Origin of the sequence: Paracoccus litorisediminis, from assembly GCF_009711205.1 — a bacterium.
Lineage (GTDB): Bacteria > Pseudomonadota > Alphaproteobacteria > Rhodobacterales > Rhodobacteraceae > Paracoccus > Paracoccus litorisediminis.
In genome coordinates this window covers 106,652-122,172 of the sequence record NZ_WMIG01000003.1, presented here as the reverse complement: position 1 = coordinate 122,172, position 15,521 = coordinate 106,652, and the positions used below count along the sequence as shown (strand labels likewise).

General features: G+C 65.8%; 14 protein-coding genes. 9 read left to right on the top strand and 5 right to left on the bottom strand.

Annotated features, from left to right (window positions below):
* Positions 1-60: 60 nt before the first annotated feature.
* The 4 genes from GL300_RS09310 to GL300_RS09295 all read right to left on the bottom strand — a co-directional run bounded on the left by GL300_RS09310 (position 61) and on the right by GL300_RS09295 (position 5,036).
* Positions 61-1,218 carry an ABC transporter substrate-binding protein gene (locus GL300_RS09310; RefSeq protein ID WP_155039353.1) on the bottom strand — a complete coding sequence of 386 codons (1,158 nt, stop codon included), beginning with the start codon at positions 1,216-1,218 and terminating at the stop codon, positions 61-63.
* 93 nt (positions 1,219-1,311) lie between these two features.
* Positions 1,312-2,733, bottom strand: coding sequence for a sulfatase family protein (locus GL300_RS09305; protein WP_155039352.1), 1,422 nt, complete (start codon positions 2,731-2,733; stop codon positions 1,312-1,314).
* Positions 2,730-3,800 (bottom strand): LacI family DNA-binding transcriptional regulator, encoded by a 1,071-nt coding sequence (locus GL300_RS09300; protein ID WP_170297640.1) that lies wholly within the window; start codon positions 3,798-3,800, stop codon positions 2,730-2,732. Before GL300_RS09300 ends, GL300_RS09305 begins: the two co-directional genes overlap by 4 nt.
* A 51-nt stretch (positions 3,801-3,851) precedes the next feature.
* The gene (locus tag GL300_RS09295) at positions 3,852-5,036 is read right to left on the bottom strand and encodes a glycoside hydrolase family 88 protein (RefSeq protein ID WP_170297639.1); all 1,185 of its coding nucleotides are present in this window, start codon (positions 5,034-5,036) and stop codon (positions 3,852-3,854) included.
* A gap of 146 nt (positions 5,037-5,182) precedes the next feature.
* Here GL300_RS09295 and GL300_RS09290 point away from each other — a divergent pair, with 146 nt between their 5' ends.
* The 9 genes from GL300_RS09290 to GL300_RS09250 all read left to right on the top strand — a co-directional run bounded on the left by GL300_RS09290 (position 5,183) and on the right by GL300_RS09250 (position 14,693).
* The gene (locus GL300_RS09290; protein ID WP_170297638.1) at positions 5,183-6,106 is read left to right on the top strand and encodes a carbohydrate ABC transporter permease; all 924 of its coding nucleotides are present in this window, start codon (positions 5,183-5,185) and stop codon (positions 6,104-6,106) included.
* A complete protein-coding gene (locus GL300_RS09285) occupies positions 6,099-6,977 on the top strand; it encodes a carbohydrate ABC transporter permease (RefSeq protein ID WP_155039349.1) in 879 nt (292 codons plus the stop codon). The genes GL300_RS09290 and GL300_RS09285 overlap by 8 nt, the downstream gene beginning before the upstream one ends.
* Positions 6,978-7,007: 30 nt before the next feature.
* Positions 7,008-8,096, top strand: coding sequence for an ABC transporter ATP-binding protein (locus tag GL300_RS09280; RefSeq protein ID WP_155039348.1), 1,089 nt, complete (start codon positions 7,008-7,010; stop codon positions 8,094-8,096).
* 29 nt (positions 8,097-8,125) lie between these two features.
* Positions 8,126-9,400 (top strand): ABC transporter substrate-binding protein, encoded by a 1,275-nt coding sequence (locus GL300_RS09275; RefSeq protein WP_155039347.1) that lies wholly within the window; start codon positions 8,126-8,128, stop codon positions 9,398-9,400.
* A gap of 87 nt (positions 9,401-9,487) precedes the next feature.
* Positions 9,488-10,774, top strand: coding sequence for an ABC transporter substrate-binding protein (locus GL300_RS09270; protein ID WP_170297637.1), 1,287 nt, complete (start codon positions 9,488-9,490; stop codon positions 10,772-10,774).
* A gap of 1 nt (position 10,775) precedes the next feature.
* Entirely contained in the window at positions 10,776-11,618 is an 843-nt protein-coding gene (locus GL300_RS09265; RefSeq protein WP_155039345.1) for a glucosamine kinase nucleotide-binding domain-containing protein, read from the top strand.
* A gap of 11 nt (positions 11,619-11,629) precedes the next feature.
* Positions 11,630-12,655, top strand: a complete 1,026-nt coding sequence (locus tag GL300_RS09260) for an SIS domain-containing protein (protein WP_155039344.1) — start codon at positions 11,630-11,632, stop codon at positions 12,653-12,655.
* The gene (nagA, locus tag GL300_RS09255) at positions 12,652-13,824 is read left to right on the top strand and encodes an N-acetylglucosamine-6-phosphate deacetylase (RefSeq protein ID WP_155039343.1); all 1,173 of its coding nucleotides are present in this window, start codon (positions 12,652-12,654) and stop codon (positions 13,822-13,824) included. The genes GL300_RS09260 and nagA overlap by 4 nt, the downstream gene beginning before the upstream one ends.
* Positions 13,821-14,693 carry a carbohydrate-binding protein gene (locus GL300_RS09250; RefSeq protein WP_211595002.1) on the top strand — a complete coding sequence of 291 codons (873 nt, stop codon included), beginning with the start codon at positions 13,821-13,823 and terminating at the stop codon, positions 14,691-14,693. Before nagA ends, GL300_RS09250 begins: the two co-directional genes overlap by 4 nt.
* On the opposite strand, the gene GL300_RS09245 is transcribed toward GL300_RS09250, so the two are convergent.
* On the bottom strand, positions 14,618-15,400 hold the full coding sequence (locus tag GL300_RS09245; protein WP_155039342.1) for a helix-turn-helix transcriptional regulator: 783 nt from the start codon (positions 15,398-15,400) through the stop codon (positions 14,618-14,620). The two genes, GL300_RS09250 and GL300_RS09245, sit on opposite strands and share 76 nt — an antisense overlap.
* Between the last annotated feature and the right edge of the window lie 121 nt (positions 15,401-15,521).

Here is a 15,521-nt window from a genome sequence, read left to right as displayed (position 1 = left end):
ACGGAACGCCCCTTTTGACGGATCAAAAGGGGCGTCGTGCCGTGTCAGCCCGTCAGGGCCTTACTTCATCGGGCATTCGCCGACATAGCTGTCGGCGGCGGCGGTAAAGACCTTTTCGACGACCGAGGTGCGATAGGTCCCGTCCTCGGCCTTGATCGCCTTGGTCAGGTAGAAATCCTGCACCGGGAAGTTGTTGGTCGAGAATTTGAAGCTGCCGCGCAGGCTTTGGAAATCGGCCTGTTTCAGGGCGGCGCGCAGGGCCTCGCGGTCCTCGGTCCCGGCCTTTTTCACGGCGCTGTCGATCAGCATCAGGGCGTCATAGCCGCCGACCGCGTAAAGCGAGGGCACGCGGCCATAAGCCCCTTGGAAGGCGGCGACAAATTCGGCATTGCCGGGCGTCTGCAGGTCCGGCGCCCAGTTCGATCCGGTCAGCATCCCCACCGCCGCATCCTGTTCGGCGGGCAAGGTGGTCTCATCCACCGTGAATGCCGACATCAACGGGATCGAGCCCAGGCCCGCCTGGCTCCATTGCTTGACCAGGTTCACGCCCATACCGCCCGGCATGAAGGCATAGACGGCGGCGGGTTGGCTGGCCGCGATCTGCGCCAGCTCGGCCGAGAAATCCAGCTGCCCCAGCGGCACGAACAGTTCACCCGCGACCTCGCCCTTGAAGACGGATTTGAAGCCGTTCAGGCTGTCCTTGCCCGCCTGATAGTTCGGGGCCAGCAGATAGGCATTGGCCACGCCCTGACGGTTCATGTGCTCGGCCAAGGTGCGCGGCATCTGGTCGTTCTGGTAGGACACGACAAAGATGTCGGGGTTGCAGTCCTTGCCCGCGAAATTCGACGGCCCGGCATTGGGCGACACAAGGATCGCACCGCCCGAGGTCACCGGTCCGGCAATGGCGTTCATGATGTTGGAAAAGATCGGGCCGATGACGAAATCGGCACCCTGCGCCTCGACCAGATCGCGGGCCTTCTGGGCGGCGATGTCGGGCTTGCCCTCATCGTCGACGACGATCAGCTCGACCTCGCGGCCGCCGACCTTGTCGCCCAGCGTCTTTTCGGCCAGCAGCACGCCGTCGCGGGCATGTTCGCCCAGAACGGCGGGCGGGCCGGACAGGGTCAGCAGGACGCCGATCTTCAGCGGCTCCTGAGCCTGCGCCGCAAGCGGCAGCATCGACATGATCAAGGCGGTGGAAAGGGCAAGGCGCCGCATGGTCGGAAGTCTCCTGCTGGGAATGTTCTTGGCGTGATTCATTGCGCATCATTTCTGATGGCAAGCGCCGTCCCTGCAAGGGAAAAAGGCGTGCTAATCCGCTGCTTGCATCCCGTGCTCATGCCGGAAGCGGTCCAGATCGCCCTGATCCAGCGCCATGTGATCGCCGGTCGCCCGCATATGGTCGCCCAGCAGCGCCAGCAGGGCTGCGGCCCGCGCGGGCTGGGTTGCGATCAGGTTGTGTTCCTCTTGCGGGTCGCGGGCAAGGTCGTAAAGCTCAAAGAACCGCTCATCCTTGAAGCTGTCGACGATCAGCTTGTCGGTCCCCCGGATCACCGCGCGCGAGGCATTCCCCAGCGCGCCATTGCCGTCATATTGCACAAAGACCGGGCGCGGCGGCGTATCATGCAGCAAGGACAGGCCGGGCAGGCCAGCGGGCGGGGACAGGTTCAGCACCTCGCATAGCGTCGGCAGCACATCGATATGGCCGACAAGGCGCGGATCGATGCCTTGACCGCCGCCCTTGGGCAGCTTCAGCACGACGGGGGTGCGGATCGCTTCCTCATACATGCACATCTTCTGGAACAAGCGGTGCGAGCCCAGCATCTCGCCATGGTCGCTGGTCAGCAGGATCGCGGTATCGTCATAGATGCCCTGCGCCTTCAGCCGCGCGACGATCTGGCCCACGCAATGATCCAGCAGCCGGACCAGCCCGGCATAGACGCGCCAGACCTCGCGCCAGTCGTCGCGGCTGTAGCGGGTGCCGATGATGCCGGTCATGTTGTAAAGCTGCAGCGGGCTTTGGCCGGGGCTCCAGCGCCCGACATTGCGCGGCATCTGGATGTCGCGGACCATGGAATACCACGGCTCGGGGATGTGAAAGGGCGGATGCGGGGCCAGAAACATCGCGCTGAGAAAGAGCGGCTTTGCGCGGTCGCGCCCGTCGATCGCCGACAGCGCGCCGTTCAGGATATGGCCGTCAAAGAAGCTGTCGAAGCCCGGCTGATAACAGCCCGTCGCCGGGGTCGAGCCGCTGCCCAGCCATGTCCGCCGTCCGCCGACCTGTTCGGGCAGATCGGCGCGGAAATCCGGCCCGCCCGGCGGGGCATGGCCGCGCGCGGCAAGGGCGGGGGCATAGGTGTCCTCAAGCGTCTGCCAGTGGATGCCGCCCCCGCGCCGTTCCAGCGGCGGGTCATAGCACAGATGCTGCTTGCCCACGTGGTGGCCGTCCCAGCGCCCGGCCAGCAGGCCGTAAAGGTTCGGCGTGCCCTCGGCAACCATGCCATGGGCGGCGTCCTCGGGGACCCATGGGTTGATCAGGCAGCCGGTCTGGTTCGGATAGCGCCCGGTAAAGAACGCCCCGCGCGACGGCACGCATAGCGGCGAGGCGCAATAGGCATTGGGAAAGACCGTGCTTTCCCCGGCCAGTTCGGCGATATGGGGGGTATGTTCCGGCCCGATCAGGTCATGGCGCAACTGGTCGGCCATGATGACGACCAGATGCGGCGCACTCATTGTGCGCGACCCGATCTAAGGCCGGGATTGCCGCGCGGCGGGGCGACGGTCGCGCGCTCGATCAGTTCGACCCCCATGTTCATGCGGATGGCGCTGCGGCCGGGATTGGTGATCCGGCCCAGCAGCAGGCTTGCGCCGCTGCGGCCCAGTTCGGCGCGCTCGATCCGCATGGTGGTCAAGGGCGGGCGGCTGTTCCCGGCCAGCGCCACATCGTCCAGCCCGATCACCGAGAAATCGTCGGGAACGGCAAAGCCCAGCGATTGCAGCCCCTGCATCAGCCCGAAGGCCACCATGTCGGAACTGCAAAAGAACGCGGTCACGCCCTCAAGGCGGCCCTGCTGATGCGCGGCGATGATGGCGTTGCGGGTCTGGGTCTCGGCAAAGCCCATCTGGCCCAGATCCAGCACATGCCGGTCGGGATCGAAACCCAAGCCGGCCTCGGTCAGGGCCACGCGGAAGCCGTCCAGACGCCGGCGCATGGTCAGGCGGTGGGGCAGGGTGACATGCATGATCTGGCGATGTCCTGCCGCCAGCAGGCGCTGGGTCGCCAGCCACCCCGCCGACCAGTTGTCCGGCAGCACGCTGTCGATCCGCATCGAGCGGTCCATGCCGTTGATCAGCACCGCCGGAGTTTCAGCCGCCGCGATCCGGTCGATCAGAACGGCATCGTCCAGACCGATGGCGATGATCGCGCCGCTGGCCGGATCGGCAAGGATGCTTTCGATTTCCGCCTGGCCGCCCTCGGTGATGGGCGCGACCAGACGGACCTCGACCGACAGGCCGCTTGCGGCGCATTCCTCAAGCACGCCCTTGACGATGTCCTCATAGAACAGCGAATCCGAGTAATAGGCGGCGGGCATGATAATGGTCGCGGCCCCCACGCCCGCGCGCTGGATGGCGCGGGCCGAGCGGCCCTGATAGCCCAGCTGATCCGCCGCCGCCAAAACGCGCTGGCGGTTTTCCTCGCTGACGCCGCCGCGATTGTTGAGCACCTTCGAGGCGGCGGCGACCGAGACGCCAGCAGCATCGGCAATGTCGCGCAAAGTGGCGGGTGGGGTGTCGGACATGAGGTTCCTCGGCATTTTCAGATTGGACTGTTACCCTGTGGGGGCGTGGCCTCACCAGAAGAATTGCGTGTGACCCAACGAACGCATCAGGGCCTCCATGAAGTAATAATCGCCGTAGGGCAGCATGTTGTCGGCAAAACCCGACGCGACATGCGCCGCGCCATGCGCCAGCATCCCCAGCGCCTGCGGGTCATTCGTCAGGTCGCAGGTGTCCAGCAGCCCGCCCAGCAGCCGGTCGCCGAAATCGCGCCAGCGCCCGGCCTCAAGCGGCATTTGCTGGGCGATCATGTAGACCCCCGCCGCCATCACCGCACCGGCCGAGCTGTCGCGATGCACCGCATTGCCGGGGGCGGCATAATCCCATGCCGGGACGGTATCGTCGCCCATCAGTGCCTCGGCCCGCGCCGCCAGCCGACGGGCGGCGTCCAGATAGGCGCGGTTGCCCGTCGCCAGCGCACTTTGCGCATAGCCGTGGATCAGCCAGGCCTGCCCGCGCGACCAGCACGAGGCGTCGTCATAGCCCTGATGGGTCTCGCCACGCAGGGGGGCGCCGGTCACCGGATCGAACAGGAAGGTGTGAAAGCTGGTATCATCCGCGCGGACCAGATGCGCCAGCGCGGTTTCGGCATGGCCATCGGCGGCATGGCGGAAATCGGCGCGCCCGGTTTCGCCATGCGCCCAATACAGCAGCGCAAGGTTTTGCAGCGTGTCGGCGATGATGCGCCCGGCGGCATGATGCGGATCGACCCGGCCATGCGGTGCGACCGCGTTCCATGCCTGAATATAGCGGCCCTCGGGGCGATAGCGGTCCAACAGCAGCCGCGCGGCCTCCAGCGCCATGCCGCGCGATTCGCGGTCGCCGGTCATCAGCCAGTCGGCCACGCAGCCCAGCGAGAACTGGAAACCCAGATCGTGATCCTGCGCCTGCCGATGCGCCAGAATCGCACGAAACACCGGCCGCCGCGCCCGCGCCGCGTTCAGGAACATTGGGTCCCCCGTCAATTGCAGCGCCAGCCACAGCTGCCCGGCCTGAAAGCTGACCACCCAGTCAAAGGGCGCGCAATAGGTCCAGTGATTCGAGGCCGTCCCGATCTTGGGATTGCGCAGCCCGATCACCGGCATCGTCTGGCGCAGCTTGTCCACGCAGCGCTCGATCGCCTGCTGATGACGCTGGGCATGGCGGGTCACAAAGGCCGGTTCGGCGGCGGCGAAGTAGCTGTTGGCCTCGATATTCATGGGCATCCTCCTGGTTGCCCTAAGTTTTCGTGTATTTCGCAATTTTCGTCAAGCACGAAACATTTCAGTTGACGGTGAAATTTCGATTTGTCATTTTGACGTCATCAAGAGTTGCGCCGGAGCAAGGCGTAAAGAGGAGGTTTCGCATGTCCGTCACTGACGATATGCCCTTTCGCGTGCCGATCTGGTCACGCCTGCGCCGCCAGATTGCCGGTTACGGGTTCCTGTCCCCCTGGCTGATCGGTTTCTTTGTGTTGACGCTGGGTCCGGCGATGTCGTCGCTGTACCTGTCCTTCACCGATTATTCGCTGATGTCGCAGCCCCATTGGGTTGGCAGCGCGAACTACGCCCAGATCGCCAGCGACGATCCGCGCTTTCGGGCCGCGATGAATGTCACATTCACCTATGTGCTGCTGTCGGTGCCGCTGAAGCTGGTCTTTGCACTGGCGGTTGCGGTCCTGCTGAACAAGGGGATGCGCGGGCTGAACTGGTTCCGGGCGATCTTCTATCTGCCGTCGCTGATCGGCGGCTCGGTGGCGATCGCGGTGCTGTGGCGGCAGGTCTTTGCCAGCGACGGCATGATCAATCAGGTGCTGATGACGCTGTTCGGTTACGAAGGCCCCAGCTGGATCGCCAATCCCTCGACCGCGATCTATACGCTGGTGGCGCTGGCCGTGTGGCAGTTCGGGTCGTCCATGATCATCTTTCTGGCCGGTCTGCGCCAGATCCCGCAAGACATGTACGAAGCCGCCAGCATCGACGGGGCCAGCCGCACCCGGCAGTTTTTCAAGATCACCCTGCCGCTGCTGACCCCGGTGATCTTCTTCAACGCCGTCATCCTGACCATCGACGCGTTCAAGGCCTTTACCCCGGCCTTTGTCATCAGCGACGGCTCGGGCGGGCCGATCGACTCGACGCTGTTCTACACGCTGTACCTGTACCAGGAGGCATTCACCAACTTCCGCTTCGGCTATGCCTCGGCGCTGGCCTGGGTGCTGGTGGCGATCATCGCGGGCTTTACCGCCCTGTCCTTCCTCTCGGCCAAATACTGGGTGCATTACGATGACTGAGACCGCAATCGCCCCGCCGCTGACCAAGGAGGCAACCATGCCGCAGGGACTGAAGCGCGCATTTGCCTATGCCGCCCTTGCAGCCATCAGCTTCGTGATGCTTTACCCGCTGCTGTGGATGGTCTCGAGTTCGTTCAAGCCGGAAAACGAGATCTTCTCGACCACCTCGCTGATCCCGGAAAACTTCACCACGGACGCCTATGCACGCGGGTGGAACGGGCTCAGCGTCAGCTTTGGCTGGATGTTCCTGAATTCCGCCGTGGTCTCGGTGCTGGCGGTGGCGGGCAACCTGATCTCATGCTCGATGGCGGCCTATGCCTTTACCCGGTTGCAGTTCAAGGGCCGCAAGTTCTGGTTCGCGCTGATGCTGGGCACGATGATGCTGCCCCAGCATGCGGTGCTGATCCCGCAATACCTGATGTTCCTGAACTTTGGCTGGGTGAACACCATCCTGCCGCTGGTCGTGCCGAAATTCCTGGCCATCGACGCCTTCTTCATCTTCCTGATGATCCAGTTCTTCCGCGGCATCCCGCGCGAGCTGGACGAGGCCGCGCTGATGGACGGGGCCGGTCCGCTGCGGATCTTCCTCAAGGTGATCCTGCCGCTTTCGACCCCGGTTCTGGCCACGGCGGCGGTGTTTTCCTTCATCTGGACATGGGACGATTTCTTCGCCCCGCTGATCTATCTGAACGACATCGAGAAATACACCGCCCAGCTGGGCCTGCGCACCTTTGTCGACGCCACCGCCCAATCCGACTGGGGCGCGCTGTTGGCGATGTCCACCCTGACCGTCCTGCCGATCTTTGTCCTGTTCGTGATGTTCCAGCGCCTGCTGATCGAGGGCGTCGCGACCACCGGAATGAAACGCTGATTGCCCGCCATCAAGAAAAGCGAGCCCGACATGACCTCTCTGACCCTTCAAGACATCAAGAAAAGCTACGGCAATATCGACATCATCCAGGGCGTCGATCTGAAGATCGAACCCGGCGAGCTGGTGGTCTTTGTCGGCCCCTCGGGCTGCGGGAAATCCACGCTGCTGCGCATGATCGCCGGGCTGGAGCCGATCTCAAGCGGTGAGCTGCGCATCGGTGGCCAGCGCATGAACGAACGCTCGGCTTCGGAACGCGGCATTGCCATGGTGTTCCAGTCCTATGCGCTTTATCCGCATATGACCGTCTACAAGAACATGTCCTTCGGGCTGGAAACCGCCCGGATGCCGCGTGCGGAAATCGACAGCCGCGTCCGCAAGGCCGCCGAGATCCTGCAGATCACCCAGCTTCTGGACCGCAAGCCCAAGCAATTGTCGGGCGGCCAGCGCCAGCGCGTCGCCATTGGCCGCGCCATCGTCCGCGAGCCTTCGGTGTTTCTGTTCGATGAGCCGCTGTCGAACCTTGATGCGGAACTGCGCGTGCAGACCCGCGTCGAGATCGCCAAGCTGCATGCCGATATCGGCGCGACCATGATCTATGTGACCCATGATCAGGTCGAGGCGATGACGCTGGCCGACCGCATCGTCGTCCTGCGCGGTGGCCGGATCGAGCAGGCGGGCACCCCGCTGGAGATCTACAACGCCCCCGCCAACCGCTTCGTCGCGGGCTTCATCGGCTCACCCAAGATGAACTTCCTTGAGGCGCGGGTGCTGTCCTCGGGCGGTGATCTGGCGCTGGATCTTGCCGGAACGTCGGTGGCTCTGGCGGGATATGGCGGCAGGGGGCTTGAGGCGACGGCCTCGCTGGGCGTGCGCCCCGAACATCTGCGGGTTGGCTCGGATCAGGGCGCGGACCTTGGCGCGATGACCGTGACCCATGTCGAACAACTGGGTGGCCAGACCATCGTTTACGGCCGCCTGTCCGACGGGCAGCAGATCGTGGCGACGCTGGACGGCCAGCAATCGGTCCAAGCCGGTCAGGAACTGCCGCTGCGGGTCGATCTGGCGCGCTGCCATGTCTTTGACGCCGATGGCCGACGCGTGGCGGCACGCGCCGCCTGACCGGCCACAAGTTGGGGAGGAGGAATAACATGCTCAAACGCAGAGATTTCATCCGGGGCGGTCTGGCCCTTGGTGCCGCCGCCTCACTATGCGGTCCGGCATCGGCGGCCACGACGGACATGCGGCTGTTCTGGTTCGGCTCGCCCGCGCGGGCGGAACGCACGCTGGCCGTGGCCCGCCTGTTCGAGGCCGCAAATCCCGGCGTCAAGATTCTGGGCGAGGTCGGCGGCAATGACTACTGGTCCAAGCTGACGACGATGCTGGCGGGCGGCAATGCCCCCGACATCTTTCAGCTGGTCCCCAGCCGCTATGCCGATTACGCGGGCCGGGGCGCGATGCTGCCCTTGGACGACTATATCGGTCCGGTGATCCGCACCGACCGGATGATGCCCGAGGTGATGAGGCTGGGGCAGGTCAGGGGCGTGACCTATGGCGTGCCGCTGTCGATCAACGCCTTTGCGCTGCTTTACGACACGGTGGCTTTCCAGCAGACCGGACTGACCCCGCCGGGTCGCGACACGACATGGGACGATTTCGCCCGGCTTTGCATCGAGATGAGCAAGGCGATCGACAAGAAGGGCGTCTGGGCCATCGGCAATGCCGCCCGCTACAGTTACGCGCTGGAAGCGTTTCTGGTGCAGCGCGGCAAGCGGCTTTACCGCGAGGACGGCCAGATCGGTTTCGATGTCACTGACGCCACCGACTGGTACGGATATTGGGACAGCCTTGCCCGGAACGGCGGCTGCGTCTCGGCCGAGGTGCAGGCGCTGGACAAGATCCAGATCGATTCCAACCCGATGAGCACCGGCCATGCGGTGATGGCGATTGCCTTTTCCAACATGCTGGTGGGCTATCAAGCCCTGCAGAAAAACCCGGTCGGGCTGACCGTGCTGCCGGTGGCCCAGAAGGGCGGCCCCTCGGGGCTGTTCTACAAGGCGGGTCAGCAATTCGGCGTCGCCAAGACTGCGAAAAACCCCAAGCTTGCGGCCCAGTTTCTGGACTTCTTCCTTAACGACATTGCGGCGGGCAAGGCGCTGGGGCTGGAGCGCGGCATGCCGATCAACCTTGATGTCCGCGCCGCCGTCGCGGGCACCCTGAACGAGGTCGAGAAGCGATCCTTCGACTATATCCAGTCGATTGCCGACATCTCGGGCGACTATCCGCCGCAAGTGCCGGTCGGCGCCGGCGAGCTGGAGGAACGGGTCTATCGCGCCATCGCCGACAAGCTGGCCTTCGGCCAGATCACCCCTGCCGAGGCCGGGCAGACGCTGGTGGCTCAGGCCAATCAAATCCTGCAAAGCTAGGCCGCAGCCCGGCCCATGCGACGAACCATTGCCCCGGCCCGGATGCGGTCGGGGAACAACCCCTCACGTTTCAAGATCGGACATGACATGATCAACAGACGCGCATTCCTGAACAGTGGCCTTGCCTGTGCGCTGGCCGCGACCACCATGCCCTTGCTGGGCCGCGCCGCGCGGGCCTCGGGATCGGACATGCGGCTGTTCTGGTTCGGCTCTCCGGGTCGGGCGGAACGCACGCTGGCCGTGGCCAAGCTGTTCGAGGCCGCCAATCCCGGCACCACCGTTCTGGGCGAGGTCGGCGGCAATGACTACTGGTCCAAGCTGACCACCATGCTGGCGGGCGGCAATGCGCCCGACATCTTCCAGCTGGAGCCGGGGCGTTTTGCCGATTACGCGGGCCGGGGCGCGATGCTGCCGCTGGACGATTATCTGGGCAAAACCATCCGCACCGACCGCCTGCTGCCCGGCGCGCTGGAACTGGGCACGGTCAAGGGCAAGGTGGCGGGGATGCCGCTGTCGAACAACGCCTTCGCGCTGCTTTACGACACCGTCGCCTTCCAGCAGGCCGGGCTGACCCCGCCGGGCCGCGACACCACATGGGACGATTTCGCCCGGCTCTGCACCGACATGACCAAGGCCATCGGCAAGAAGGGCGTCTGGGCCGTCGGCAATGCCGCCCGCTATTCCTATGCGTTCGAGGCCTTCCTGCTGCAGCGGGGCAAGAAACTGTATCGTGAGGACGGCCAGATCGGCTTCGATGCCAAGGACGCGACCGACTGGTATGGCTATTGGGAAAGCCTGGCCAAGAAGGGCGGCTGCGTTCCTGCCGATGTGCAGGCGCAGGACAAGATCCAGATCGATTCCAACCCGATGAGCCGCGGGAATGCGGTCATGGCCATCGCGTTTTCCAACATGCTGGTCGGCTATCAGGCGCTGCAAAAGAACCCGGTCGGCATCACCACGCTGCCGGTTGCGGAAAAGGGCGGGGCCTCGGGGCTGTTCTATCGCGCCGGGCTGCATTTCGGCATTGCCAAGAATAGCCCCGATCCCGAGCGTGCGGCGCGTTTCCTTGATTTCTTCGTCAACGATCTGGCGGCGGGGCAGATCCTTGGGGTTGAGCGTGGCGTCCCGATCAATCTGGACGTGCGCGCCGCCATCGCGCCCGCGCTGGATGAGACCCAGAAGCGCTCCTTCGATTATGTCGAGGGAATTGCGGATGTCGTCGGTCCCTTCCCGGCGCAGGTCCCGGTCGGCGCCTCGGAACTCGAGGACCGCGTCTATCGCACCGTGGCCGACCGGATGGCCTTTGGTCAGATCACCCCCACTGAAGCTGGCGAGGAACTGGTCTCGCAGGCCAATGCCATCCTCAAGGGCTAAGATGGCGCTGTATCTGGGCATAGATGGTGGCGGGACAGGGTGCCGCGCCGCCATCGCCGACAGGGCGGGCCGAATTCTGGCCCGCGCCGAAGCCGGCCCCGCGAATATCGCCAGCGACCCCAAAGGCGCCCGCGACACCATCATCGGCATCGTGCAGGGCCTGCTGGCCGGGCTGGGCGCAACCGAGGCCGCGGCGGTCGGGCTGGGTCTGGCCGGGGCCAATGCCGCGGGCGCGGATCTGGCGCTGCAGGGTGCCCTGCCAGCCCGGCACGTGCGGATCGAAACCGACGCCCTGACCGCGACCTTGGGGGCCTTGGGCGACCGCGACGGGATCGCGGCGGTGATCGGCACCGGCGCGGTCTTTGGCCGCCAGCAGGCCGGGCGGTTTTGCCAGATCGGCGGGCACGGGCTGGTCTTGGGCGATTGCGCCTCGGGGGCGTGGCTGGGCCGCAGGGCGCTGACGCAGGCGGTCCGGGCGGATGACGGGCTGGTCCCGATGACGCCATGGCTGCGCGACCTGCTGGCGCGCTTTGGCGGCGCGGCGGGGATCATCGGCTTTGCCTATGCCGCCAGCCCTGCCGATTTCGCTCGCCTTGCCCCCGAGGTCATCGCCGCCGCCGATCCCGACATCATGGCCGAGGCCGAGGCCGAGATCATGACCGCCATCGCCACGCTTCAGGCGGGCGCGGCCCTGCCCGTGACCTTCATCGGGGGCTTGGGCGAGATTTATCACAATCGCCTTTCGGGGCGGCTGAACACGGCCCGGCCCATCGGCTCGGCGCTGGATGGCGCGCTGCGGCTGGCCATCTCAACTGATCGCGACGCGGGACCTGTCCGCGCATAAAGGAGAACCCCTTGCAGCCCACCCATATGGCCCGCGAAATCGCGGAGCTGCCCGACATCGCACGCGCATTCATCCGCCAGTCCCGCGACCCGATCCGCGACGCCGCCACCGCCCTGCGGCTGACCGAACCCGCGCTGCTGGTCACCGTGGCACGCGGCTCATCCGATCACGCGGCGAGTTTCCTGAAATATCTGGTCGAATTACAGCTGGGCATTCCGGTGGCCTCGGTCGGGCCGTCGATCGCCTCGATCTATGCGCGCCAGCTGCGACTGCACAGCGCGGCCTGCATCGGGATTTCGCAATCCGGGCAAAGCCCCGACATTCTGGCGATGATCCGCAGCGCGGCGGCGGGCGGGGCAAGAACGCTGGCCTTTACCAATGACATCGCCAGTCCCTTGGCCGGGGCGGTCGATCATGTCATCCCGCTGGCCGCCGGGCCGGAACGCTCGGTCGCGGCGACCAAGACCTTTGTCGCCTCGCTGCTGGCGGCCTTGTGGCTGGTGGCGGAATGGCGGCCCGATCCGGCACTGCAGGCGGCGCTGACGGACCTGCCCGAGGCGCTGGCGCAGGCCGCCCGGCTGGACTGGCAGGTGATCGAGGACCGACTGACTGACGCGCAATCGCTGTTCGTTCTGGGTCGGGGTGCGGCCTCTGCCATCGCCGCCGAGGCCGCGCTGAAGGGCAAGGAAACCTGCCGCCTGCATGCCGAGGCCTATTCCGCGGCCGAGGTCCTGCACGGTCCTTCGGCCATTGCCCGCGACCGCTTTCCGGTGCTGGTCTTTGCGGTCGATGACGAATCCCTGCCGCAACTACGCGCCACGACGGAACGTCTGGCCGGGCAGGGGGCGGATGTCTTTGTCACCGGGATCGCGGTTCCCGGCGCGACGACCCTGCCGGTGGTCCCCGACCTGCATCCGCTGGTCGCGCCGCTGGTGCATCTGGCCATCTGGTACGCCACGGTCGAGCGCCTGTCGCGGCAGCGCGGGCTGAACCCAGACCAGCCCGCCTTTCTGCAGAAAGTGACCCAGACAGTATGAGCATGACCCTGACCGGGGCCTCGGTTTTCGATGGCGAGGCCCTGCATGACGGCGCATCGGTGGTGGTCGCGCATGGCCGCATCACCGCGATCCTGCCCGCGGGGCGGGGACCGGTTGGCCAGCCCGTCGCATTGCCCGGCGGCATTCTTGCGCCGGGGCTGCTGGATCTGCAGGTCAATGGCGGCGGCGGGCGGCAGGTCGGTGCCAGCACCACCGCCGCCGATCTGGCCGCGATCTGCGACAGCCATGCCCGGCTGGGCGCGACCGGCATCCTGCCGACGCTGATCACCGACACGCCTGAAACCACCGCCCGCGTCATCGCCGCCGGGATCAAATGCGCATGGGCGGGTGTGCCGGGCTTTCTGGGCCTGCATCTGGAAGGTCCGCATCTGGACCCCCGGCGCAAGGGCGCGCATGACCCCGGCCTGATCCGGCCGATGCTTGAGCCCGACCTGCAGGCGCTGCTGGCCGCCCGCGCGCAACTGCCCGCGCTGATGGTGACGCTGGCCCCGGCGGCAGTGACTCCGGGCCAGATCCGGCGGCTGGTCGCGGGCGGCGTGACCGTCAGCCTTGGCCATGCCGATTGCTCTCTGTCCGAGGCCCGCGCCGCCATGGCCGAGGGCGCGCGCTCGGCCACGCATCTGTTCAACGCCATGTCACCCCTTGGTCACCGAGAACCGGGGCTGGTCGGCGCGGTTCTGGACAGCGATCTGGCCGCGGGGCTGATCGCGGATGGCGAACATGTCGCGCCCGAAATCGTGCGGATGGCGCTGCGCTTGCGGCCACGGGGGCTGTATCTGGTTTCCGACTGCATGGCCTTTGCCGGGTCCGAGCTGCCGGGCATGCGCCTTGGCGGGCGGCTGATCCGGCGCAGTGCCGGGAGGCTGACCTTGGGCGATGGCACGCTGGCCGGGGCCGATCTGACCCTGCCGCAGGCCTTGGCCAATCTGCGGAAATGGGGCGTGGATGCGCTTCAGGCGCTGCGCATGGCGACCGCGACCCCCGCCGATCTGATCGGTTCCGCGGCTGGTCGCCTGCGCGTCGGCGCGACCGCCGATCTGGTGCATCTGGGCCATGACCTGCAGCTGCAACAGGTCTGGCGGGGCGGGCAGCCGCTGCTGCGCCAGATCCATGCCGACCAACCCCGCCAAATCAGGAGAATGCCGTGAATCTGGAAATCAGGATCGTCAGCGCCGAGGGCATGACGCGTGCCCGCCAATCTGGCCAAACCGAGGCCGTGCTGGTCCATGACCTGACCTATGCCCCCGGCGACATGATCGAGATCGCCTGCGACGGCGCGGGCTTTGATGCCGTCCTTCAACTGGATGCGGCGATTGCTCCGGCGCTGGTCCATGCGGGCGGGCCGATCTATCGCTTTGCCATCCCCTTCGACAGCGCCCGCGTGGCCTATCCGGCGCAGGCCTTTGCCGGGCCGCTGCATCGCATCTCGATCCGGCCCGCCTTGCCGTCCGAGGCGCATATCCGGCGCAATCTGGCGCTGAACCCGGCGGATTCGGCGCTGAATGACGCCTTTTTCCCTCATGCCTTTGCCAATGTGGAAACACGGAATGAGGCGGGTTTTGCCGCCCGCAATGCCATCGACGGCGAGATTGCCAATCACGATCACGGCTTCTGGCCCTATACCAGCTGGGGCATCAACCGCGACCCGCATGCCTCGCTGACCTTGGATTTCGGGCGGGCGGTGTGGCTGGACGAAATCGCGCTGCGGCTGCGCGCGGATTTTCCCCATGACAGCTGGTGGGAACGGGCGACCATCGTGTTCTCGGACGGGCCCGAGGCCCGGATCACGCTGCATAAGACCGGTCAGCGGCAGGCCTTCGCGATTCCGCCGCGACAGGTGACATGGCTGCGGCTGGAACAGCTGACCCGCGCCGACGATCCGTCGCCTTTCCCGGCCCTGACCCAGATCGAGGCATGGGGCTGGCCGGTGACCGCATCAGGTCAGCGCAGATCCTCAAGCGCGGCGATGAAATTGGAAAACAGCTCACCCTGCGAGCCGATCCTCAGCTTGGCATAGATATTGCGCTTGTGAATGCGGACCGTGCCGGGGGAAATCCCCAGGGCGCGGCCCGTCGCCTCGGCTGAATGGCCCTTGAGCGTGTATTCGACCACCTCGGTTTCGCGCGGGGTCAGCAGGTTGCGCCCGACATTGCGAAAGGCCGCGTCGATGCGCCCGGCCAGCGCGCCCTGCGCCGCCTGGGGCTGGTCGGCGAAGCGCGGGCGCAGGTCGGGCCAGTTCTTGCGCGCCGATGCGGCGACAAAGGGCAGGACGGCGGCCAGTTCGCGGAACTCGCGTGCCGAAAAGGCGCGGCTGGCGCGCATGGCCGAAATCACCGCATGCACGCCTTGCCCCATGTCCAGCATGAAGCCTATTTCCTCGGCAAGCTCGGTCTGGACATAGTAGTTGCGGAAATATTCGGCCTGATAGAAGCGGTCGGGGGCCAGTTCCCGCAGCCGCACCAGTTTGGCCTGACCGGGGCCGGGCGGGTGCAGATAGAACGGGTCCAGAAGGTAAGGCCCGGCCTGATAATCCTCGACCATGACCTGCCGTTTCCACGCCGGAAATTCGTCATGCAGCGCGATCGGGCGGCGGTCCTGATAATAGGCAAAGGTGACGCTATGCTCGAACGGCGCGACGCAGCGCAGGGCCGCGACCAGCGCTGCCGCAAAATCGGGCGTGCCCAGCGTTTCGACCACATGCGCGCTTGCCTCGATCCAGTTCATTCGTCACCTTTCGAGTGGGGACAGCGGCACTATGCCTTTTGTGGTATATACAGCATCTGCAAGTTTTCTTACGAATTTCTCAAATCAAGGGATAGCCCGCGTCAAGGACTATCGTCAGGGA